Origin of the sequence: Corallococcus sp. AB011P, assembly GCF_003611605.1 — a bacterium.
Lineage (GTDB): Bacteria > Myxococcota > Myxococcia > Myxococcales > Myxococcaceae > Corallococcus > Corallococcus coralloides.
In genome coordinates this window covers 158696-179593 of record NZ_RAVX01000002.1, presented here as the reverse complement: position 1 = coordinate 179593, position 20898 = coordinate 158696, and the positions used below count along the sequence as shown (strand labels likewise).

Sequence of the window (20898 nt, the reverse complement as noted above, 5' to 3'; positions counted from 1 at the left end):
GGGGCTCGTCAACCCACTTGCCCAAGAGCGTTGACAATGGCCCCCGGGCCACGCACCGTCGGCCTCCTGACGCCTCCCCAGGAGCCCGCATGTCCGACACCGCCGAGTCCTTCCACGGCCACGCCCACCACGCCGCCCCTGTCCCGGAAGGGGTGACGGTGCGGCACGACTGGTCGCTCGCGGAGGTGAAGGCGCTGTACCAGTTGCCGCTCCTGGACCTGGTGCACAAGTCGCAGACGGTGCACCGGCAGGTGTTCGTGGAGAACAAGGTGCAGCTCTGTTCGCTGCTCTCCATCAAGACGGGCGGGTGTCCGGAGGACTGCGCGTACTGCCCGCAGGCGGCGCGCTACAAGACGGGCGTCAAGGCGGAGAAGTTGATGGCGGTGCCGGACGTGCTGGCCGCCGCGTCGCAGGCCCGCCAGGCCGGGGCCACCCGCTTCTGCATGGGCGCCGCGTGGCGCGAGGTGAAGGACGGCCCGCAGTTCGACAGCGTGCTGGAGATGGTGAAGGGCGTGCGGGCCCTGGGCATGGAGGCGTGCGCCACGCTGGGCATGCTCTCCGACAGCCAGGCGAAGCGCCTTCGCGAGGCGGGCCTGTCCGCGTACAACCACAACCTGGACACGTCCCCGGAGCACTACGGCGACATCATCTCCACCCGCACCTATGACGACCGGCTGAAGACGCTCGACCGGGTGCGCGACGCGGGCATCTCCGTGTGCTGCGGCGGCATCATCGGCATGGGCGAGTCCGTGGAAGACCGCTGCAACCTGCTGCGCACGCTGGCCAACCAGGAGGTGCACCCGGAGTCGGTGCCCATCAACGCGCTCGTGCCCGTGGAGGGCACGCCGCTGGCGGAGCAGCACCGCGTGGAGACGGTGGACATGGTGCGCACCATCGCCACCGCGCGCCTGCTCATGCCCCAGTCCATGGTGCGCCTGTCCGCGGGCCGCATGCAGATGAACGAGGAGGCGCAGCTGCTCTGCATGATGGCGGGCGCCAACTCGCTCTTCTTCGGGGAGAAGCTGCTCACCACCGGCAACCCCGAGTACACCCAGGACATGGCGCTCCTGGAGAAGGCGGGCATCCGCCCCCTGGAGCCCCGGCAGGGCCGGTGAAGTCCGCCTCCCACGTCGCGGACGGCTGGGCGCGCGAGGACCTGGAGGCCCTGTCCGCGAAGGGCCTTCGCCGCGCGCTGGAGCCGCTCGACTCACCTCAGGGCGCGGAGGTGCGCGTCGGGGACGAGCGGCTGGTCAACTTCTCCTCCAATGACTACCTGGGGCTCGCGGCGTCCCCCGCCGTGCGCGCCGCCGCGGCGTCCGCGCTGGAGCGCTACGGCGTGGGCACCGGCGCCAGCCGCCTGGTGGTGGGGGACATGGTGCCGCACCAGCGGCTGGAGGCGCGGCTCGCCCGCTTCGAGCGCGCCCAGGCCGTGCGCCTCTTCAACTCCGGCTACGCGGCCAACACCGGCATCCTGCCCGCGCTGGTGGGCCCCGGCGACGCGGTGTTCTCCGACGCCCTCAACCACGCTTCGCTGGTGGATGGCTGCCGGCTGTCTCGCGCGCGCGTCGTCGTCTACCCGCACGCGGACGTGGCCGCGCTCACCCGCGCACTGGCGGAGACGTCCGCGCGGCGCAAGCTGGTGGTCACCGACAGCGTGTTCTCCATGGATGGGGACGTGGCCCCGCTGCGCGAGCTTCTGGCCTCGTGCGAGGCCCATGGCGCCGCGCTGATGGTGGATGAGGCGCACGCCACCGGAGTCCTGGGCGCGCGCGGCGCGGGCCTGTGCGAGGCGCTGGGCGTGGAGGACCGGGTGGACCTGCGCATGGGCACGCTGAGCAAGGCGCTGGGCGGGCTGGGCGCGTACGTGGCCACCTCGCGCGCGGTGGCGGACCTGCTGGTCAGCCGCGCCCGGCCGTTCGTCTACTCCACCGCGCTGCCCGCCGCCCTCTGCGCCGCCGCCGAGTGCGCGGTGGACCTGGTGGAGCACGACCCCGCCCCTCGCGAGCGGCTGTGGGGCCACATCCGCCGTTTCACTGACGGTCTGCGCGCGCTGGGACTGCCCGCTGAACCCCGGAGCGCCATCTTCCCGGTCATCCTGGGCGAGCCCTCGCGGGCATTGGACGCGGCGAAGCGCCTTCGCGAGGCGGGCCTCTTGGTGAAGGCCATCCGCCCGCCCACCGTGCCGGACGGCACCAGCCGGCTTCGCTTCTGTCTCTCCGCGGCCCACACGACGGGCCACATCGACCTGGCGCTGGAGGCCTTGCGCCGGGTGGGAGTCTCCCGTGGCCCCTGAGGCACTCCAGTTCTTCGTCACCGGCACGGACACCGGCGTGGGCAAGACGCAGGTGTCGTGCGCGCTGCTGTCGCTCCTGAGGGACGCGGGCCATGAGCCCCAGGGCTTCAAGCCCTACGAGAGCGGCTGTGCGTCCCTCAAGGCCCCGGCGGACGCGCTCGCCATGCGCGAGGCCGCGGGCAGCACGCTGCCGGTGGAGGCCCTCTGCCCGCACCGCTTCAAGGCGCCGCTGGCCCCGGGCATCGCGGCGTCGCGACGGGGAACGGAGCCGGACTTCCGCGTGACGCTCGCGGCGTGGAAGCGGCTGAAGGGCGGAGCCGTGGTGGTGGAGGGGGCAGGGGGACTGTTCGTCCCGGTGGATTCCAAGCGCGACGTGGTGGACCTCATCCAGGCCTTCCGCCTGCCCGTGGTGCTGGTGGCGCGCGCGGGGCTGGGCACGCTCAACCATGTCGCGCTGTCGCTGGAGGCGCTGGAGGCTCGCAAGGTGTCCGTGCGAGCGGTGGTGCTGTCGCACGGGGTGCCCGGACGTGACCTGGCGGAGCGGGACAACCGTCGCTACCTGGAGGCCCGCCATGGCGTGGAGGTCCTGGGGCCCGTGCCGTATGTGGAGGATGCAAGAAAGCGCCGGATGGCGTTCCGGCGCGCGCTGGCGCCGCTGGTGCCCGAACGCGCGCGGGCCCGATAAATCGGCCTCCGCCGCGTTCGGCGGAAAGGTGCGTGCTACAGGTCGCGCAAGTTTTCGCGTGGTGGTGGCCGTGATCTGGACGTCCCGTTTTTTCCGCGCGAGAAAGCCGGGCACGAATGGCGGACATCATCGACATCACGCTCCTCGCGGACGTCCGGCGCTTCTTCAAGAAGCTCATCGAACAGCGCGGGCTGTCCTACTTCCTCCAGAAAGACGGTCCGCGGCTGTTCCAGATTGAGCCGACGAAGGTCGAGCTGGTTCTGCGCACCGCGATCCGCACCCGGAATCCGGAACTGCCCCGGCCGCATGAGAAGGCCATCGAGCACTGCCGCTTGGAACTGCGCCGCGAGCTGATCCGCCGCGTGGCCAGCGCCATGCTCCAGACGGGGCTGTGAGCCGCTTCTCGCTCCGCACCGCCTTCCCGCGCACCCCCAACCCGCTCTCCCAGGCCGTCGCCGAGCGCCACGCGCGCGGGCTGCCCCTGCTGGACCTGGCGGAGACCAACCCCACGCGCGTGGGGCTGCCCCCACCGGACGTGGACCTCGGGGCCCCCCCCGAGCCCTTCCGTTACGCACCGGAGCCCTTCGGCCTGCCCACCGCGCGCGAGGCCGTGGCCGCGCACCTGCGCCAACGGGGCGCGTCCGTGGAGGCCGCGCACGTCGTCCTCTCCGCCAGCACCAGCGAAGCCTACGGCTGGCTCCTCAAGCTCCTGTGCGACCCGGGGGACAACGTTCTGCTCCCCGCGCCCGGCTACCCACTGGTGGACGTCCTGGCGCGCCTGGAGGGCGTGCACGCGCGCTCCTACCGCCTGCCCGCCGTGCACGGCTTCGGCCTGGACGCGGCCCGGGTGGAGTCCGCCGTGGACGCCCGCACGCGCGCGGTGGTGGTGGTGAACCCCGGCAACCCCACTGGCCACTTCCTGCACGAGGGCGAACTCCATGCGCTCGCGGACGTGTGCTCGCGCCATGGCCTGGCGCTCATCTGCGACGAGGTGTTCTCCGACTTCGCGTGGGATGAGGAAGAGGGACGGGTGACGTCCGTGGCGGGGCGGCGGCTTCCGTGCCTGACCTTCTCGCTCTCCGGCCTGTCCAAGGTGGCGGGCCTGCCCGGCCTCAAGCTGGCGTGGCTGCACGTGGGCGGCCCCGCGCACGCGCGCGACGAGGCCCTGGCCCGGCTGGAGGACGTGGCGGACGCGGCGCTATCGGTGGCCACGCCCGTGCAGCTCGCGCTGCCGTCGCTCCTCGCGCACGCGCCGCGCTTCCAGCAGGCGCTGCTGGAGCGGGTGAGGCACAACCGGGAGCGGTTGATTCGAGCGCGCCCGGCGGACGCCGCGTGGGACGTGGTGCCCTCGCACGGCGGCTGGAGCGCGGTGCTGCGCATCCCCCATCACCCCGGCGAGGAGGCCACCTGCCTGCGGCTCCTGGAGGAGGGGGTGCGCGTGCAGCCGGGCTACTTCTACGACTTCGGCGGCGGTGCGTACCTCGTGCTGTCGTTGCTACCGACGCCCGAGGTCTTCACCGCCGCCCTGGTGCCGCTCTTGCGCGTGCTCAGTCCGTCGGCGGGTCGATGAGCTGCACGGTCCTGAAGGTGGTGCCCGTCACCTTGAACAGCTCGTAGGGGGAGGGCGCCTCGCCCGTCTCGTTGTTGAAGTTCAGCTCGCCGCTGGCGCCCTTCACGTCGATGACGGCGCCGCCGCGCAGTGCTTCGCGCGCCGCGGTGAACTGCGTGGAGCCCAGGGGGTAGCTGGTCGCCGTCTGGCCGGAGGCGGGCGTCAGCTTCGTGAGCCCCTCCGCGATGCGCGGGCCGGTCACCGGCTGCGGGTTGTTGGTGTCCCCGCCCACCGCGTACGCCGAGCCCAGCGCCACGAGGTACATGGCGTCGTACGCGTGCGCGGTGAAGGAGTACTGCCCGGGGTCCGTGCTGTAGGCCGTGATGAAGCGGTCCGCGAACAGCTTGTAGGTGGAGTCGTTGGGGCGCGCGGACGCGGGGGCCGTGCCGTACGTGCCAGAGAGCTCCGTCTCGACCTCCTTGCGGGAGGTCAGCAGGGTGCGGTCCTTGCTGGCGTCGGTGAGGAACCAGCGGTTGCCGAAGGCCGTGCCCACCTTCGCGTCGATGGCCTCCAGCAGCAGGCGCGAGTTGTCCTCGGGGAAGCCCGCCAGCACCGTCATGTCCGGCTTGAAGGACACCAGCCGGCTCACCGCGCCGCTCACGGCCTCGTTGCGGTTGTACTGAGCGCCCGCGACGTTGTCCTTGTTGGGGATGCGGTTCTGGATGGCGTCGAACAGGCCGGTGCCGTACGAGTCACTGACGTACGCCACGCCCACCTTGGCCGGAGGCGTGAAGGTCACGCCCGGGTCGTTGATGGCCGTGACGCCCTGGAGCACGTTCGCGATGACGCGGCCTTGGAGCACGTCCGAGGGAGTGGTGCGCCAGACCAGCCCCACGCTGTTGCCGTTCTTGTCCGACAGCGTGGTGAACGCGGAGCTCGTCGCGGTATGGCTCATCAAGAGCACGTTCTTGGGCGTGGTGATTTCGTGGATGGCGAGCGTCTGCGCGCTGCCCGCGCTGAACATCGCCACCACGCCCTTGTCGTTCACCAGCCAGTCGGCCTGGTTCACCGCCCGGTTCACGTCCGCTCCGGTGTCGCAGACGTACATGACGAACTGACGGCCACCCACGCCCTGCGCCTGGTTCACTTCATCCAGGGCCAGCTTCAGGCCGTTGAAGCGCTGCTGTTCAATCTCCGCGTTGCCGCTCGCGTTGGTCAGCGGCAGCGCCGCGCCCAGCACGATGGGGTTCGCCGCGGACGTGGCGCCCACCACCTGGCCGCATCCCGCGGGCTGCGGCAGGCAGAACCCGGAGGTGCAGACGCTGTTGCTGTCGCAGTCGCTGCTCGTCGTGCATTCGGACAGGCCGCCCGCCGTGGTGAAGCTGCACCCGGACGACAGCAGCGCCATGCCCAACGTCATCATTCCCAGCGCGCGCATCAGAAACGACCCTCCATGCCGACCCCGGCGCCGCGCGGCGCGAGCGTCACGCGGACCTCGCCCTGCGCGGGAGGGCCCTCTTTGGGATACAGGATGATGGCGGTGATGGCTCCCGCGAGCCCCACGCCGAAGCCGATGTCCGCGAGCAGCGCCTTGCTCTTGGTGCTGTCCGACAGCCGCTGCTTGTCCGCGAGCGTGCTGGACTTGTCGAACTGCTCGCGCTGGTCGCGCGCCTGCAGCCCGAAGAGCACTCCCGCGCCCACGCCCAGCACCGCCACGCCGCCCGTGGCGAACGCCGCGATGCGCTGGTTGCGGTAGGACTTGATGGCCCGGTTCAGCTCCGCCTGCTTCTGGCGCTCGCTCTCGTCCTCCGCGCGCCGGGCCGCGGCCTGCTCGGCTTCGGCCTGTTGCCGCGCGGCATCGGCCTCCGCCTCCAGGCGCTTGCGGTCCGCGTCCGCCACCGCCTGCGCCTGGTCCTCGCGGTCCAGCTGCACGCGCAGCCGGTCGATGGCGCGGTTGCTGTTCTTCAGCAGCGCGGGGTCGGTGTCCTCGCTGGAGGACGTGACGTACTGCCGGTAGAAGGTCATCGCCTCGCGGGGCTCGCCCGCGTACTCCAGCGCCACGGCGATGTTGTAGACGAGCCGCGGGTGCGGCTGCGCCTCGTTGGCCTGCTTCAGCGCCTCCGCCGCCTCGCGGTACTTGCCTGCGTCATAGAGGCGTTTGCCCTCTTTCAGCAGGGCCTGCACGTTGACCTTGGAGCCACCCCGCTGCGCCAGGGCGGACCCCGGCGCCAGCGCAAGCGCCAGCGACAACACGAAAACCAGTCTCATGGGGCGGGGAGCCTAGCGCCGAACATTCCGGCCGTCGAAGCGCTGGCCCCCTTAAAAAAGCGCCGGGGCCACCCCCACCCTGTAGCAACAGGGAGGAAGCAGCCCCGGAAGGGCCTTCAAAAGGCGTCAGACGGCGATCAGCCGTCCAGGCGCGCGATGAGCAGCTTGCGCTGGAGCATCAGGGCCTCGGGGGCCTTGGTGCCCAGCTGCTCGAAGAAGACCTCCTGGCTCTTGAGCTCGGACTTCCACTCGTCCTCCTTGATGGAGGTGGCCTCCTGGACGGCCTCCGCGGACAGGTCCAGGCCGTTCAGGTTGAGGCCCTGGTCCTGGCGCGGCACCCAGCCCAGCAGCGTCTCCTGCGTGGGGACGCGGCCCTGCACGCGGTTCACGATCCACTCGAGGACGCGCATGTTGTCCCCGAAGCCCGGCCAGATGAACTTGCCGTTCTTGTCCTGGCGGAACCAGTTGACCTGGAAGATCTTCGGCAGCTGCGGGATGGACTTCTGCATGTCCAGCCAGTGCTGGAGGTAGTCGCCCATGTGGTAGCCGCAGAAGGGCAGCATGGCCATGGGGTCGCGGCGCACGACGCCCACCTTGCCGGTGGCCGCCGCCGTCGTCTCGGAGCCCATGGTGGCGCCCAGGAACACGCCGTGGGTCCAGTTGAAGGCCTGGATGACCAGCGGGATGGTGTTGGAGCGGCGGCCGCCGAAGATGATGGCGCTGATGGGAACGCCCATGGGGTCGTTCGCCTTGGCGCTCAGCACCGGGTTGTTGCTCATGGGCGCGGTGAAGCGGCTGTTCGGGTGCGCCGCCTTCTCAGCGCTGCCCTTCTTCCAGGGGCGGCCCTGCCAGTCGATGAGCTCCTCGGGGACCTCGCCGTCCTTGCCCTCCCACCACACGTCACCATCCGGCGTGAGCGCCACGTTGGTGAAGAGCGTGTCCTTGGAGATGGTCTCCATGGCGTTGGGGTTGGTCTTGTTGTTGGTGCCGGGCACCACGCCGAAGTAGCCGGCCTCCGGGTTGATGGCGTACAGGCGGCCATCCGGACCGGGGCGCATCCAGGCGATGTCGTCGCCGACGGTCTCGATCTTCCAGCCCGCGTACTCCTTGGGCGGGATCATCATGGCGAAGTTCGTCTTGCCACACGCGGACGGGAAGGCGGCGGCGACGTAGGTCGTCTCACCCTTGGGGCTGGTGACGCCCAGGATGAGCATGTGCTCGGCCAGCCAGCCCTCCTCGCGGCCCAGGTAGCTGCCGATGCGCAGCGCCAGACACTTCTTCCCCAGCAGCACGTTGCCGCCATATCCGGAGCCGAAGCTCCAGATGGTGTTGTCCTGGGGGAAGTGGCAGATGTAGCGGCGGTCCGGGTTCACGTCACCCGTGGAGTGCAGGCCGCGGTTGAAGTCGTCGCTGTCGCCCAGCATGTCCAGCGCGGCCTTCCCCATGCGGGTCATGATCCGCATGTTGAGGACCACGTAGTCGCTGTCCGTCAGCTCCACGCCAATCTTCGTGGAGGGGCTGCCCAGCGGGCCCATGGCGTAGGGCACCACGTACATGGTGCGGCCCTTCATGCAGCCTTCGAACAGCAGGCCCAGCTTCGTGTAGGCCTCGTCCGGCTCCATCCAGTTGTTGGTGGGGCCCGCGTCCGTCTTGTTCGGCGTGCAGATGAACGTGAGGTGCTCGACGCGCGCCACGTCGTTGGGGTTGGAGCGGTGCAGGTAGCAGCCGGGGCGCTTCTGCGGGTTGAGCGGGATGAGCGTGCCGTCCTTCACCGCCTGCTCGGTGAGGCGCTGCTTCTCGGCCTCGGAGCCGTCGCACCAGACGATGCGGTCCGGCTGGGTCATCGCGGCCATCTTGGCCACCCATGCCAGCAGCGTGGGGTTCTTCGTGGGCGCCTGCTCGGTGGCGGCGGCCGCTTGCGTCGAAGCCATGGAGGTTTCCTCGGGGTGTTTCATGGGTCGGGTCTCCCGCGTTTCGCGACTTCGCGAGGGGGCGAAACCCTACAGCGGAAGGAACACCAAACCTTCTGGACCCAGGCCCCAAAAGCAACTGACGTCCGGCAGTCAACCGGACTTTCGACCGCTTTGGCCTAATTCCACTTATCAGCCTCCAGTCGCTCATCAGTAAACGGCGCGGTGCGGCACACGCTGGCAGCGCAGCGCGCCGTGCCCAGGTTGAGGGTGCGCACGCCTCCTCCATGTCCATCGCTCTCGTCCTGGCCGTCATCGTTGTCGCGTTGGTCCTGTTTTCCATTGACACCATCCCCATCGAGTTCACCTCGCTGGTGGTGGTGTGTCTGCTGGCGCTCTCCGGGGTGCTGACGCCGGCACAGGCGTTCGAGGGCTTCAGCAACGACACCGTCATCTTCATCTTCACCCTGCTGGCGATGACCCAGGGGCTCGCCGCCACGGGCGTGGTGCAGATGGTCGGGCAGCGGATGGCGTTCTTCGCGCGCTTCGGCCACCAGGTGTTCGTGCTGGCGATGATGGGCGTGGTGGCGGTGTTCTCCTCGTTCATCTCCAACACGGTGACGACGGCGGCCTTCCTGCCGGTGGCCATTGGCGCCGCGCAGCGGGCGAAGGTGCCGCGCAGCAAGGTGCTGCTGCCGCTGGCGTACGCGTCCATGCTGGGCGGCACGGTGCTGCTCTTCGGCACGTCCACGAACCTGGTGGTGTCCGCGGCGCTGAAGCGGCAGGGGATGGCGCCCATTGGCGTGACGGAGCTGGCGCCGGTGGGCCTGCCGGTGGTGCTGATAGGCATCGCGGTGGTGGTGCTCTTGGGGCGGTGGCTGCTGCCCGCGCGCGAGGGCAAGCCGGGCACGGAGGGCTTCGCGCTGCGCGACTACCTCACGGAGGCGGTGGTGCCGGAGGGCTCGCGCTACGTGGGCAAGCCCCTGGCGGAGCTCACGGAAGGGCTGGGCCTGCGCGTGATTGGCGTGGTGCTCGACGGCGAGACGCTCTCCGCGAAGCCGTCGTACGTGCTGACGGGTCAGGAGCGGCTGGTGGTGGAGGGCAAGCGCGAGGACATCCTGCGGGTGAAGGACCTGCAGGGGCTCGCGCTGCGGCCGGACGTGCGGCTGTCGGACGCGGAGCTGGAGGGGCCGGAGTCGATGCTCGCGGAGGTGAGCGTGCCCCCCGGCAGTCCGCTGGTGGGACGCAGCCTTCGGGAGACGCTGTTCGTGGAGCGCTTCGGGCTGGTGGCGCTGGGGCTGCACCGCCGGCCCGCCATCCAGCGCAGCACCAAGCTGCAGCTGCTGCGGCGCGCGTACCACAACCACTCGCTGTCCACGCTGCCCTTGTCGGTGGGGGACGTGCTGCTCCTGCGCGGTCCGCGCCAGAAGGTGGCGGAGCTGGCGCCGGCCCATACGCTGATGGTGCTGGAGGGCCACGAGTACGAGCCGCCGCGCTACGCGAAGGCGCTGCTCGCGGTGGTCATCTTCCTGGGCTCGCTGGCGGCGGGCTCCCTGGGCTGGGTGCCGCTGTCGCTGGCGGGGCTCACCGGCATGCTGCTGATGATCGCCACCGGCTGCGTGGACGCGCGCACCGCGTTCCGCGTGGACTGGCGGGTGGTGCTGCTCATTGGCGCCATGATGGCGCTGGGGCTGGCCATGGAGGTGAGCGGCGCGGGGAAGTTCGTCGGCGACCACGTGGCCCGGCTGGGCGCGTACGGTGGGCCCCGCGCGGTGCTGGCGCTGTTGATGGTGCTGACCATCGTGCTGTCGGCGCCCATGAGCAATCAGGCCGCGGCGCTGGTGGTGCTGCCGGTGGCGCTCAACGCGGCGGCGCAGCTGGGCGTGGACGTGCGCCCCTTCGCCATGGGCGTCACGCTGGCGGCCAGCTGTTCGTTCATCACCCCGCTGGAGCCCAGCTGCGTGCTCGTCTACGGGCCCGGGCACTACCGGTTCACCGACTTCTTCCGGCTGGGCACTCCGCTGACCGCGGTGCTGGTGGTGTTCCTCGTGCTCGCCGTGCCCGTGGTGTGGCCCTTCCACGCGTAGGCGTGAAGCGCCTTTCAGTGGATGGCGGCGCGCAGTCCCACGTCTGCGAGCACTCGCGACTCCTGCGCGAGCAGGTGCTGCAGGCGCGCGTCCACGGCGGCCTCGTCCCCGTTGGACGCGGTGACGGCCAGGCGGTGGAAGAGGGACTGGTGGCCGTCCTCGGACTGGGCCAGTTCGCCGTAGAAGCGGGCGAGCGCCGGGTCGGTGAGCCCCTCCGCGAGCAGGGACAGCCGCTCGCACGAGCGCGCTTCGATGATGGCGGCGACGAGCAGGCGGTCCACGCGCCGCTCCAGGGCGGGCGTGCGCACGTGCTTCTGCAAGCCCTGTGCGTACGGGTCCCCGGCGTCCTTGGTGAGCGTGAGGCCGCGCGCGGCCATCAGGTCCAGCACGCGCGCCAGGTGGGCGCTCTCCTCGCGGGCCAGGCGCGCCATCTGCGACGGCAGGCCCGGCAGGTCCGGGTAGGCCTGGAGCATGGAGAGCGCGTTGGCGGCGGCCTTCTTCTCGCAGTGGGCGTGGTCCACCAGCACCGCGTCGAAGTTCGCGAGCGCCAGCGGCAGCCAGCCGGGGTCGGTGGGCGCGTGGAGGATGACGGGGCCCGCTCCGGAGAGGGGACGGCGGGAGGGCGTGGGGCGGCTGCTCATTTCGGGGCGGACTGTAGGGCATCCGCCGGGGGCCGTGCGCGGGTGTCGTGCGGCGCTCTTGAGCCCGCTTCCTCCCGGAACATGCCGGCCCGGACACGGTGAGGGGCCGCCCACCGTGTCCGGCTCCGGGCCGCGCTACAGCGGCGGGTTCGTGCCTTCCTTCGACGCGAGCAGGGTGACCACGTAGTCGTTGCCCTCCTGCGCCTCGTTGGCGATGAAGACGGAGCCCGGCCACGTGCGCAGCCCGTTCATCAGGAAGGCCCCGTGGTCCGCCTGGGCCCGGTGCACCAGCTCCACGCGGCAGAGCGTGGCGCGGCACTCCAGCGACTTCACGCGGGAGGTGCCAGGCAGGTGCGAGCGGAACGCATCGTCGAGCGTCCGGGACGCGCGCGCGCTCCAGTCTCCGTCCACCGGCTCCGCGGCGAACGCGTTGAACACGCGGGTGCGCGACTGCTCGAACGAGGCGGGGGGCGGGCGGATGGGCGGAGGCGGGGGCACGTCGTCACCGGAGTCCTCCGCCGCGACGGCTTCACCGGAAGGGGCCGCTTCCGGAGAGGCGGGCCGTGCGTGGGGCGCCGCGGGCGGGCGCGCGGCGTTGGCGGCCCACATGCGCATCGCGGTCTCCGCGGCGGCGCGGCGGTCGGCGAGGTTCGCGTCGGTGCTCGCGCTGGCGCGGTGCACCTGGGCCCGCAGCTCCTCCATCGCCTCGTCGGAGGCGCGCTGGTGGCTGGCGAGCGTGAGCCCCACGCCCGCGATGGCGGCGGTGTTGACGATGGCGAGGACGGTCTGGAGCCTGGAGGACATCGGGGTGCTCGCGGGGCTTCGGGGTGAGGATGCGGACCGCGCGAAGGGGAGGATGGTGAAGTCTTCGCGCGGCCCGCGTGTCGCGGGACAGGCCCGTGCTTCAGTCGATGGTGAATCCGCCGATGATGCCGCCCGACTGCAGGCCGCAGCGGAAGACGATGGCGAAGTCCTCCCACACGTAGCGGTCACCGGTGTTGATGGTCTGCCACGCCATGGGGCCGGACAGCGTGTACGTGGTGGCGCCCACCTGGCCGGCGTTGCCCACGCCGTTGACGGTCTCCGTCTCGCACCAGCTGTTGTTGCCGTAGATCTGCACCGTCGTCGGGTGGTAGCCGACCGTCCACATCGGCACGGCGGCGATGGCCAGACGCGTCGTCGTACAGTCGTTGCGGAGGCCCGAGTAGCTGTGGACGTTGAAGCACGCCGCGTCGGACGCATACGCGGCCTTGAACGCGATGCCCGGGTAGTACTGCCACGCGGCCGCGGTCCCCGCGCTCAACGCCACCACACCGAACGCGCACACCTTCGCCAACGTCTGGAAACGCTTCATCGAACTGCTCCCGTGGGATGCGGCGGTGATTGGGGCCGCCGGGCACGCGAACGCGCGCCACGCCGCGGGGGAGCAAGCGCCATGCCCTCATCTGGGATGGCGTGCTTTCAGTCATTTACATGTCTTTATGGCAATCCGTGTTGTTTCCGGAGCAACGGGCGGGTGTTGCCTGCGTTGCCCCGGGGACTACTCCACCAGCACGAGCCGCTGGGTGCGGCCGGCGTGGTAGCCCACCTTGCGCGCGATGCGGGCGGTGCTCTCGTCGCGCTCGTCGATGCGCATGGCGAGCCGGGGCAGCGAGGACAAGAGGTGCCGGGAAATCTGGCCCAGGCACAGCGTGGCGTGGCCCTGGCGGCGGCGGGACGGGGGCGTGTACATGCCCTCCAGCTCCGCGCCGAACTGCGAGCGGCAGCCGATGTCCACCTTGAACACGAGCTCGCTGTCCTCCTCCAGCACGTAGGTGCGGCGCTGGCGCACGCGCTGGAGGACGCGGGCCTCGTAGTGGGCGGGGTCCTCCGCCAGCGGGTCCCGCTCGAAGATCTCGCGCACGTAGCCCTGGGCCAGGGGCACCAGGCGGGGCACGTCCTCTTCACGGGCCAGGCGCAGGGTGGGGTTGGTGAAGGGGCCCAGGTCGTCCGCGGAGACGCTGAACAGCTTCTGGGTGCGGGACAGGCGCGGCTTGCCTTCACAGAGGCTGCGCACCAGCGCGTCCACGGAGGCCTTGTCCCCCACGGTGGCGCGCAGCTTGAGGCTGGCGGCGAGCGCGTCCGCGATGACGCCGGTGGCGCTGGCGTCGCTGGCGCTGGGCACCACCAGCCCGCCCTCGCCGCCCACGAAGACGGCCGCGGTGAGGACGCCGCTGTCGAAGCGGCCGTGGAAGGAGAAGGCCGCCTGGCGCTCCGGCGCCGCGATGCCGAACTCCTCCAGCAACCCCAGGAGGTAGAGGTTGTGGACGGGATCCTTCGCCAGGAGCGCGCGCAGGGCGTCCGAGTGGGAAGGCGCGAGCTGTTCGACGGTGACGGGCATGCGCGGGAGCCGAAGGGGCCTGAACCTTACGCGCAACCCGACCTCACGGGCCAGCGTCCCCAGGCACGGTGAACCGGAATGGATGGAGCACGGTCGCGGACCCTCCCTGGTGGGGTGCCGGGAAGCGCGCGTCCAGGAGCGAATCCAGCACGCACGCCTGCACCATGGGGTCCGGGATGGTGCTGGAGACGAGCTCGCCCCGGTTCATCTTCCCCTCGGAGCCCTCGCCCGCCACGGTGAAGCGCAGCTTCACTTCTTGTGTGCCCCGGTTGCGTTGTGCGGCGTCCTGAAAACATTGCTGCACGAGCGGAGTCACGGACTGGATGGCCAGGCGCAGGTCCTCCGCGTCGATGCGGCCGGAGGAGTCCTCCACCACCGGCTCCACCACCTCCACGCGGCGCGGGTCGGGGGCGTCGAAGTCGTCGCGCGGCGGCGGGGGGCGGGCCGGCTCGCTCACTGGAGCCGCGGGGCGCGGGAGCGGCGCGGTGGGGGCGGGGGGCCGGGAGGGCTCGGTCGCCGGTGCGGTCGCTCGCGGCGGAGGTGCCAGCGGCGGCGCGGCCGGTTCAGGCAGCTCCGGCGCGTCCGTGAAGCGCGTCACCCATGCGGCTCCCAGCGCGAACAGCAGGAACAGGCCCAGGCTCAGGCCTGGGATGAGGAGCCAGCGGACGAAGGTGCGGTGCGAGGACGCCATGGGCCGGGTGCCCGCGTGTCATACCCGCCTCACGAAGGGCCGTGAAGCGGGGATGCACGCGAGCGCCCGATGCTACGGGTACACCTCGCGCCGCGAGCCAGGCGTCGTGGGCGTCGTCGGAGGCACCACCACCGCGCCTTCCGCGCGGATGCGCTGCTTGCGGCTGACGCCCAGCGTGGCGCCGAGCACCGCCGCCACGAGCCCCAGCAGCAGGCCCGCGAAGATGCCCCAGAAGACGCGGCCGGAGCGGTCCGCCACCTTCAGCGCGCCCTGCTGTGCCTGCTGGCCCACCTCGCTGGCCTTGGTCTTGGCCTGGTCCACCTGCTGCTGCACACGGTCGGCCACGCCTGCCGCGTCCTGTCGCGACAGGTTGGTGTTCTGCGCGATGTTGCTCACCAACAGCTCGCGGTCCATGCGGCCCTGCCGCACGCCCTCGGTGACGATGTCCTTGGTCGCGGCCTCCAGCTGGTTCGCGGTGATGGTGGGCTTGCCCTCCTGCCGCAGGCGCTGGTTCACCGGCGCGAGCGCGTCGTTGGCGTCCAGTCCGAACGCCTTCGCCGCTTCACCGCCGCCCGTCACGGCCCCCACCGCCGCGGTACCGCCCGCGCCCACCGCGGCCTTGCCCACGTTGAACACCGCGCCCAGCACGTTGGACACCAGCATGCCCACGACCATGACGCCCAGGAGCGTCGTCAGGCCCCAGAGCACCGCGCCGTGCAGCGCGCCTCCTCCCTTGTCCACGATGCCCGCGCTGCGAGCGGCCACCATGCCGCCCACGAAGAGCGCGACCAACGGGACGAGCACGCTCCAGATGCCGGTGAAGATGCCCGCGGACTTCGCGCTCGCCGCGTTGGCGGGGTTCACCGACGACAGGCCCAGCGCCAGCCCCAACGTGTAGAGCAATATCCAGACGCCTAGCGCGACGAAGGTGCCACCGAAGATGGCGCCCCAGCTCAGCTTGTACGCACTGCCCGGCACTGCTGGGATGATGCCGGCGCGTTCGCTCTCGACAATGGCTGCCATTGGACTTCACCCTCGCTTCCCGTGAGTCGCCGAAGCCGTGCTCGGGGCATGGCCAGGGCGGACGTGTCTGGGTTGAAGGTGTGCACCTGGGAAGCCACGTCGTTTCACTGTTTCACGGCCGCTCCGTCCCGAAGGGTGGGGCGGAAGGCCGGGTGGCCTCAGCGCAGGCCGAGCGCGTCGAGGAGCAGTGCCTCGCGCGCCACCACCGGCTCGCGAGGGAGCGCGTCCGTGCGGTAACGCGCGACGAGCGCGGGCAGCGTCACCGGGCCGCCGTCGCCCAGGCCGCTCCATGCGGCGAGCAGGCCCAGGACGTGCTCGGGAGGACGGCCGCGCGCCCGCAGCTCCGCGAGCGCGAACGCCCCGTCGCGCTTCGCCAGCCGCTTGCCGTCCTCGCCCATCACCAGCGGCACGTGGAGGAACGAGGGCGCGGGCAGGCCCAGCGCGGCGTAGAGCTGGAGCTGCCGGGGCGTGGAGGGCAACAGGTCGTCCCCGCGCAGCACGTGGGTGATGCGGCTGGCCGCGTCGTCCACCACCACCGCGAGCTGGTAGCTGGCCACGCCGTCGTTGCGGCGCACCACGAAGTCCCCCACCAGCGCCTGCACGTCCTGGACGTACGGGCCCATGAGCTCGTCCACGAAGCGCACTTCGCCTTCGCGCGCGCGGAAGCGGTACGCGGGGGCGCGCGTGCGGGCGCGTTCTGAAATCTGCCCGGCGGTGAGGTGCGCGCAGGTGCCGGGGTAGCGCGGGCCTTCGTCGGACAGACCGTGGGGAGCGCTCGCCGCGCGGGCGATCTCCGCGCGCGTGCAGAAGCACGGGTAGATGAGCCCCTCGCGCTCGAGCTTCTCCTGGGCCTTGCGGTAGACGCTGTCGCGCTCACTCTGGATGAGCGGCGGCTCGTCCCAGTCCAGGCCCAGCCATCGCAGGTCCTCGTAGAGGTCCTGGAGGAACTGGGGGCGGCATCTCGCGCGGTCCAGGTCCTCGATGCGCAGGAGGAAGGCGCCGCCCGCGGCCCGGGCCTGGAGCCAGCCCAGGAGCGCGCTTCTCACGTTGCCCAGGTGCATGCGGCCGGTGGGGCTGGGGGCGAAGCGTCCTCGCATCGTGGCGGCAACCATAACTTCCCCGCCCGCCCCGCGCGCTGGGAGAGAATGCCCCGCCGCTTCCTTCCGTTCCCTGGGATGTGACTCCCTCCATGCGCTTCCTTCACTGCTCCGACGTCCACATCACCGAGGACTACTTCGCCCTGCCGCTGCGCAAGCTGGGCTGGCGCCGCTGGGTGGCGCTCGTCGAGCTGACGGCGGGAGGCCGGGCGAAGGCCTACCGGAACGCGCAGGCCACGCTGTCCACCATCGCCCGCGAGGCGGGCACGCACGGCGTGGACCACTTCATCCTCTCCGGCGACCTCACCGCCTACGCCCTGGAAGGCGAGTTCCGCGCCGCCCGCGCCGCGCTCGCGCCCCTGGCCCCTACGCCCGCGCGCTGCACCGTCATCCCCGGCAACCACGACGTGTTCACCCCCGGCGCCGCGCGTGACGGCCGCTTCGCCCGGCACTTCGGGGACCTGCTGGACAGCGACCTGCCGGAGTACCGCCGCGAGGGTGCGTTCCCCTTCGTGCGGTTGGTAGGAGAGGGCGCCGCGGTGGTGGGCCTGTGCTCCGCGCGCCCGCTGCCCACGCCCGGCCTGTCCTACGGCACCGTGGGCCCCGCGCAGCTCGAAGGCCTGGCGGCCCTGCTGAAGGACGCCCGGTTGGACGGCCGCGCCATCCTGGTGGTGGTGCACCACGCGCCTCGCGGCTCCGCGAACCACGCGGACGGCTGGCACCACGGACTGCATGACGCGGACGCGCTCCTGAAGCTGCTGCCGGGCCCGCGCTTCGCGGTGCTCCACGGCCACATCCACCAGCGCTACCACCACCCGGCCACTGACGACCGGCCCCACCTGTTCGGTGCGGGTTCCTCCACCCAGGCGGGGAAGGAGGGCTACTGGCTCATCGAGGTCCAGGACGGCATCGTCGTGGGCGGCACGAAGCACGTGCCCGCGTTGTGACAGTTCCCCCGGGCGGCGGTACAAGGGGCGCACATGACCCCGGCGACCCCGTCCCCACCCGCTGAGTTGTCCCTGGACGAGTACCGCTACCTGCGGCAGCTGGGACGTGTCACGGACGACCTCCTGGAGGAGAGCCTTCGAGAGCGCGAGACGCTCACCCAATGCTTCCGGCGCTGCTTCCCCACGCTGCTCAAGCACCTGGGCGCGCGCGCCATCGCCGTCACCACGCGCGACGAGGAGCTGGTGGAGCAGACCTGGAGCGAGGGCGACTGGGGCGGCGTCTTCGCCGGGAGTCTTCTGGCGGGCCCCATGGGCCTGAGCGTCCACGACACGGGCACGCTGCTCACGCAGACGCTGGACGTGGCGGGTTCACCGGTGGGCACGCTGGGTGTGCTCTTCGCGGGGCCGCCCGGTGACGCGGGCACCACCGCGAAGCGTCTGCGCGCGCTGGACGTGGTGGCGGAGGAGCTGGACACGGTGCTGATGCTGGTCCACACCGCGTCGGAGAAGCACCAGCTCATCCTCCAGTGCAACGAGCACCTGGCCAACCCCGTCTTCGAGGCGGGCATGGACCACGCGGTGCGCACGCTGGCGCAGCGGGTGCGGCTGCCCGGCTTCCTCCTCTTGTACCGCGATGCCGTGCAGCCGCACGTGCTGCACTACCGCACGTACCGGCACGGGCAGCTGGAGTACGAGAGCGGAGAGCAGCCCGGCACGCAGCTGGAGACGCTGCTGCACCAGCACGGCACGCGGCTGTTGCACGGGGACGCGGGCGTGCTCAAGCGCCTGTTCGACGGGCGCACCACGGAGGCGGTGCTCATCTCCGCGGCCACGCGCAGTGAGCCCCTGGGCAAGATCGTCGTCTGGAGCAACGAGGGCTTCTCCGCGTACGCGATGGACCTCATCCGCGTGCTGGCCTCCACGCTGAGCCAGCGCCTGCTGGACTACAACCGCGAGCGCATCCACCTGTCGCAGTTCTTCCCCACGGTGGCCATCAACGCGCTTCTGGAGGACCCGGACTACGCGCGGCACCTGCGCGCGCAGGAGCAGGAGGTGGGCATCCTGTTCGCGGACATCAACGGCTTCACCCGCATCTGCGAGCAGGGCTTCGACAGCCCGCGCAGCATCGGCCGCTTCGTGGATGAGTGGAGCGCGCGCGCCGTGGACTGCATCTGGCAGCACGGCGGCGTCTTCGACAAGATGGTGGGCGACTGTGTCATCGGCCTCTTCGGTCCGCCCTTCTTCCACACGGACCGCGTGCGCCGCGCGGAGGCCGCCGTGCGCGCCGCGCAGAACATCCAGGCCTTCACCGCGGAGTTGAGCGAGCGCGAGGAGGTGGCCGCGCTGTGCCGGCGGGTGAAGATGCCGGGGCTGGGCGTGGCGGTGGGCGTGAACCTGGCCACCGCGAACTGCGGCCTCTTCGGGCCCAACCGCAACTACACCGCGTTCTCCAGCGGCATGAACCAGGCCGCGCGCCTGCAGTCGCTGGCGGGCTTTCGCGAGACGCTGGTGATGGAGAGCGTGCACGAAGCGCTGAAGCAGTCGCAGGAGCCCTTCGTGCGCAAGCTCCAGTTTGGCCCCCTCACGGAAACACCGGTGAAGAACGTGGCGCAGCCGCTGCGGCACTACCGGCTGGCGCCGTAACCGTCAGGCCAGCAGGTGCGTGCCCGCGTAGCGCCGCGAGAAGTGGATCCACCGGCGCTCGTCCACCTCCACCTGCCACTCGCTGTTGGGCGTCAGCGGCAGGCGCTGCTTGAGGAAGTTCTCCAGGTGATCCGCCGCCTTGAGCGGCGTGAGCCCCGGCGCGCGGAAGGCGATGTGGAGCGTCACGTCCAGTGACGGTGCCACGTCCACCGACGCACAGATGCGCAGCGGGCCCACGCGCCGTTGGTACTGGGTGTCGGGCGCCGGCCACGTGGCGGAGGCCTCGGGCTGCGGATGCGCCTGCTCAAGCCAGTTGTCGGGGATCAGGATGAAGTCGAGCAGGTTGCTGCTCGCCTCTTCCACCGTGCCGTGCTCCTGGATGGAAAGCATTGCCCACCTCCGCCAGAGAAGCCGTTGGGGTTGCGTGGAAGCCGCCTTGAAGAATGTGCCCACGAGCCCATGCCATGCAAGGGCCCATGAACATCCGCTTGCCGCCCACACCTCGTTACGTGCGTGCGCGCGGGACGAACGCTAGCGCTTCGGGGTGACACGTCAGGTCGGGTGGTGTGCCGCGCGACCCCGCACGTTGCTCAGGACGCGACGGGAAGGGAGCGGCGGGGCTTGCGCTCCACGGCGGCCTTGAGCTGGCCGCAGCCCGCGTCGATGTCGATGCCACGACGTTGGCGCACCGTGCTGGGCACGCCGTACGACGTGAGCACGTCCTGGAACGCACGCACCGCGTCGGGGACGCTGGGGCCGCCGTCGTAGCCCACCGTGGGGTTGAGTGGGATGACGTTCACGTGCGAGTCCATCCCGTGCAGCAGCTGCCCCAGGTGGTGTGCGTGCTCCGCGGTGTCGTTGCGGCCGGAGATGAGCGTCCACTCGAAGAAGATGCGGCGCTTGCGCTTGGCCACGTAGTAGCGGCACGCGTCCATCAGCTCGTGGAGCGGCCAGCGGCGGCCCGCGGGCACCAGCGCGGCGCGCTCCGCGTCCGTGGCGCCGTGGAGGCTCACCGCGAGCTGCACCGGGCGCGCCTCGTCCGCGAGCCGGAGGATGCCGGGCACCACGCCCACGGTGGACAGGGTGATGAAGCGCGGCGCCAGCGCCAGGCCCTTGGGGTCCACGAGGATGTCCACCGCGGCCATGGTGTGCTCGTAGTTGTGCAGGGGCTCGCCCATGCCCATGAGCACGATGTTGCGCAGCGCTTCCCCCTGCGCGCGCAGGATGCGCGTGACGTGGAGCACCTGGCCCACGATTTCGCCCGGCGTCAGGTGGCGTGACAGTCCCATCTGCCCGGTGGCGCAGAACACGCAGCCCATGGCGCACCCGGCCTGTGTGCTCACGCACACGGTGGCGCGGCCCTTGAAGCGCATCAACACCGTTTCGATGGTCTGCGCGTCGTGCAGGCGCAGGAGCAGCTTGTGGGTGAGCCCGTCGCTGCTGAAGCTCTCATGGTGCGTGGCGAGCGTGCCCAGGTGCGCTCGCTCCTGGAGCACGGCCTGGAGGTCCGGGCGCAGCCCCTTCACGTCGCCTGTCGCGGTGACGCCGTCGCGGTACAGGCCCGTCCACACGCGCTCGCGGTACTGGGGGCTGAAGCCCCAGCCGGCGAGCCGCGCGTCCAGCGCGGGGCGGGGCAGGTCGTAGAGGTTGACGGTGGCGTCCGGCATGACGGGACCTGGGATA

At 71.1% G+C, this 20898-nt stretch carries 20 protein-coding genes; 8 read left to right on the top strand and 12 right to left on the bottom strand.

Going from position 1 to position 20898, the window contains the following annotated elements; genetic code table 11:
* Nucleotides 1-89: 89 nt before the first annotated feature.
* From bioB to D7X30_RS05975, 5 genes are all read left to right on the top strand, one after another.
* Nucleotides 90-1115, top strand: a complete 1026-nt coding sequence (bioB, locus tag D7X30_RS05995; RefSeq protein ID WP_120561895.1) for a biotin synthase BioB — start codon at nt 90-92, stop codon at nt 1113-1115.
* A complete protein-coding gene (bioF, locus tag D7X30_RS05990) occupies nt 1112-2293 on the top strand; it encodes an 8-amino-7-oxononanoate synthase (RefSeq protein ID WP_120561894.1) in 1182 nt (393 codons plus the stop codon). Before bioB ends, bioF begins: the two co-directional genes overlap by 4 nt.
* Nucleotides 2283-2978: a dethiobiotin synthase gene (gene bioD / locus D7X30_RS05985; RefSeq protein WP_120561893.1), complete on the top strand. Its 696-nt coding sequence runs from the start codon at nt 2283-2285 to the stop codon at nt 2976-2978. The genes bioF and bioD overlap by 11 nt, the downstream gene beginning before the upstream one ends.
* 116 nt (nt 2979-3094) lie before the next feature.
* Nucleotides 3095-3373, top strand: coding sequence for a hypothetical protein (locus D7X30_RS05980; protein WP_120561892.1), 279 nt, complete (start codon nt 3095-3097; stop codon nt 3371-3373).
* Entirely contained in the window at nt 3370-4548 is a 1179-nt protein-coding gene (locus D7X30_RS05975; RefSeq protein ID WP_120561891.1) for a pyridoxal phosphate-dependent aminotransferase, read from the top strand. The genes D7X30_RS05980 and D7X30_RS05975 overlap by 4 nt, the downstream gene beginning before the upstream one ends.
* Here D7X30_RS05975 and D7X30_RS05970 read toward each other — a convergent pair.
* The 3 genes from D7X30_RS05970 to D7X30_RS05960 all read right to left on the bottom strand — a co-directional run bounded on the left by D7X30_RS05970 (nt 4526) and on the right by D7X30_RS05960 (nt 8726).
* On the bottom strand, nt 4526-5965 hold the full coding sequence (locus D7X30_RS05970; RefSeq protein ID WP_120561890.1) for an ABC transporter substrate-binding protein: 1440 nt from the start codon (nt 5963-5965) through the stop codon (nt 4526-4528). The two genes, D7X30_RS05975 and D7X30_RS05970, sit on opposite strands and share 23 nt — an antisense overlap.
* Nucleotides 5965-6795 carry a hypothetical protein gene (locus D7X30_RS05965; protein WP_120561889.1) on the bottom strand — a complete coding sequence of 277 codons (831 nt, stop codon included), beginning with the start codon at nt 6793-6795 and terminating at the stop codon, nt 5965-5967. Before D7X30_RS05965 ends, D7X30_RS05970 begins: the two co-directional genes overlap by 1 nt.
* Before the next feature lie 137 nt (nt 6796-6932).
* A complete protein-coding gene (locus D7X30_RS05960) occupies nt 6933-8726 on the bottom strand; it encodes a phosphoenolpyruvate carboxykinase (GTP) (protein WP_120561888.1) in 1794 nt (597 codons plus the stop codon).
* 266 nt (nt 8727-8992) lie between these two features.
* Between D7X30_RS05960 and D7X30_RS05955 the strand changes: the two genes are divergently transcribed.
* The gene (locus D7X30_RS05955) at nt 8993-10792 is read left to right on the top strand and encodes an SLC13 family permease (RefSeq protein WP_120561887.1); all 1800 of its coding nucleotides are present in this window, start codon (nt 8993-8995) and stop codon (nt 10790-10792) included.
* Between the two features lie 14 nt (nt 10793-10806).
* Here the strand turns inward: D7X30_RS05955 and D7X30_RS05950 are convergent, their stop codons facing one another.
* From D7X30_RS05950 to gluQRS, 7 genes are all read right to left on the bottom strand, one after another.
* Nucleotides 10807-11433 (bottom strand): tRNA-(ms[2]io[6]A)-hydroxylase, encoded by a 627-nt coding sequence (locus D7X30_RS05950; RefSeq protein ID WP_120561886.1) that lies wholly within the window; start codon nt 11431-11433, stop codon nt 10807-10809.
* Between the two features lie 135 nt (nt 11434-11568).
* Complete coding sequence (locus D7X30_RS05945; RefSeq protein WP_120561885.1) at nt 11569-12237, bottom strand: hypothetical protein; 669 nt, start codon at nt 12235-12237, stop codon at nt 11569-11571.
* Between the two features lie 100 nt (nt 12238-12337).
* The gene (locus D7X30_RS05940) at nt 12338-12787 is read right to left on the bottom strand and encodes a hypothetical protein (protein WP_120561884.1); all 450 of its coding nucleotides are present in this window, start codon (nt 12785-12787) and stop codon (nt 12338-12340) included.
* Nucleotides 12788-12973: 186 nt separating this feature from the next.
* On the bottom strand, nt 12974-13813 hold the full coding sequence (locus tag D7X30_RS05935; RefSeq protein ID WP_120561883.1) for a GNAT family N-acetyltransferase: 840 nt from the start codon (nt 13811-13813) through the stop codon (nt 12974-12976).
* A 43-nt stretch (nt 13814-13856) separates the two neighbouring features.
* On the bottom strand, nt 13857-14504 hold the full coding sequence (locus D7X30_RS05930; protein ID WP_120561882.1) for an AgmX/PglI C-terminal domain-containing protein: 648 nt from the start codon (nt 14502-14504) through the stop codon (nt 13857-13859).
* A 72-nt stretch (nt 14505-14576) separates the two neighbouring features.
* Nucleotides 14577-15527: a hypothetical protein gene (locus D7X30_RS05925; RefSeq protein WP_120561881.1), complete on the bottom strand. Its 951-nt coding sequence runs from the start codon at nt 15525-15527 to the stop codon at nt 14577-14579.
* Nucleotides 15528-15685: 158 nt separating this feature from the next.
* A complete protein-coding gene (gene gluQRS / locus D7X30_RS05920) occupies nt 15686-16624 on the bottom strand; it encodes a tRNA glutamyl-Q(34) synthetase GluQRS (RefSeq protein WP_233591418.1) in 939 nt (312 codons plus the stop codon).
* A 92-nt stretch (nt 16625-16716) separates the two neighbouring features.
* Here gluQRS and D7X30_RS05915 point away from each other — a divergent pair, with 92 nt between their 5' ends.
* The gene (locus D7X30_RS05915) at nt 16717-17571 is read left to right on the top strand and encodes a metallophosphoesterase (RefSeq protein WP_120561879.1); all 855 of its coding nucleotides are present in this window, start codon (nt 16717-16719) and stop codon (nt 17569-17571) included.
* Nucleotides 17572-17604: 33 nt separating this feature from the next.
* The gene (locus D7X30_RS05910) at nt 17605-19215 is read left to right on the top strand and encodes an adenylate/guanylate cyclase domain-containing protein (RefSeq protein ID WP_120561878.1); all 1611 of its coding nucleotides are present in this window, start codon (nt 17605-17607) and stop codon (nt 19213-19215) included.
* Nucleotides 19216-19218: 3 nt separating this feature from the next.
* Here D7X30_RS05910 and D7X30_RS05905 read toward each other — a convergent pair whose 3' ends face one another.
* On the bottom strand, nt 19219-19605 hold the full coding sequence (locus D7X30_RS05905; protein WP_120561877.1) for a hypothetical protein: 387 nt from the start codon (nt 19603-19605) through the stop codon (nt 19219-19221).
* 200 nt (nt 19606-19805) lie between these two features.
* A complete protein-coding gene (gene rlmN / locus D7X30_RS05900; RefSeq protein WP_120561876.1) occupies nt 19806-20882 on the bottom strand; it encodes a 23S rRNA (adenine(2503)-C(2))-methyltransferase RlmN in 1077 nt (358 codons plus the stop codon).
* Between the last annotated feature and the right edge of the window lie 16 nt (nt 20883-20898).

Bases quoted from the DNA above. Each gene is read 5' to 3' on its own strand.
- rlmN (WP_120561876.1), bottom strand. From the start codon at position 20,882: ATGCCGGACGCCACCGTCAACCTCTACGACCTGCCCCGCCCCGCGCTG.
- D7X30_RS05935 (WP_120561883.1), bottom strand. From the start codon at position 13,813: ATGCCCGTCACCGTCGAACAGCTCGCGCCTTCCCACTCGGACGCCCTG.
- bioB (WP_120561895.1), top strand. From the start codon at position 90: ATGTCCGACACCGCCGAGTCCTTCCACGGCCACGCCCACCACGCCGCC.
- D7X30_RS05945 (WP_120561885.1), bottom strand. From the start codon at position 12,237: ATGTCCTCCAGGCTCCAGACCGTCCTCGCCATCGTCAACACCGCCGCC.
- D7X30_RS05915 (WP_120561879.1), top strand. From the start codon at position 16,717: ATGCGCTTCCTTCACTGCTCCGACGTCCACATCACCGAGGACTACTTC.
- D7X30_RS05930 (WP_120561882.1), bottom strand. From the start codon at position 14,504: ATGGCGTCCTCGCACCGCACCTTCGTCCGCTGGCTCCTCATCCCAGGC.
- D7X30_RS05940 (WP_120561884.1), bottom strand. From the start codon at position 12,787: ATGAAGCGTTTCCAGACGTTGGCGAAGGTGTGCGCGTTCGGTGTGGTG.
- D7X30_RS05950 (WP_120561886.1), bottom strand. From the start codon at position 11,433: ATGAGCAGCCGCCCCACGCCCTCCCGCCGTCCCCTCTCCGGAGCGGGC.
- D7X30_RS05965 (WP_120561889.1), bottom strand. From the start codon at position 6,795: ATGAGACTGGTTTTCGTGTTGTCGCTGGCGCTTGCGCTGGCGCCGGGG.
- D7X30_RS05980 (WP_120561892.1), top strand. From the start codon at position 3,095: ATGGCGGACATCATCGACATCACGCTCCTCGCGGACGTCCGGCGCTTC.
- D7X30_RS05955 (WP_120561887.1), top strand. From the start codon at position 8,993: ATGTCCATCGCTCTCGTCCTGGCCGTCATCGTTGTCGCGTTGGTCCTG.
- D7X30_RS05960 (WP_120561888.1), bottom strand. From the start codon at position 8,726: ATGGCTTCGACGCAAGCGGCCGCCGCCACCGAGCAGGCGCCCACGAAG.
- D7X30_RS05910 (WP_120561878.1), top strand. From the start codon at position 17,605: ATGACCCCGGCGACCCCGTCCCCACCCGCTGAGTTGTCCCTGGACGAG.
- D7X30_RS05925 (WP_120561881.1), bottom strand. From the start codon at position 15,527: ATGGCAGCCATTGTCGAGAGCGAACGCGCCGGCATCATCCCAGCAGTG.
- D7X30_RS05970 (WP_120561890.1), bottom strand. From the start codon at position 5,965: ATGCGCGCGCTGGGAATGATGACGTTGGGCATGGCGCTGCTGTCGTCC.
- D7X30_RS05905 (WP_120561877.1), bottom strand. From the start codon at position 19,605: ATGCTTTCCATCCAGGAGCACGGCACGGTGGAAGAGGCGAGCAGCAAC.
- gluQRS (WP_233591418.1), bottom strand. From the start codon at position 16,624: ATGCGAGGACGCTTCGCCCCCAGCCCCACCGGCCGCATGCACCTGGGC.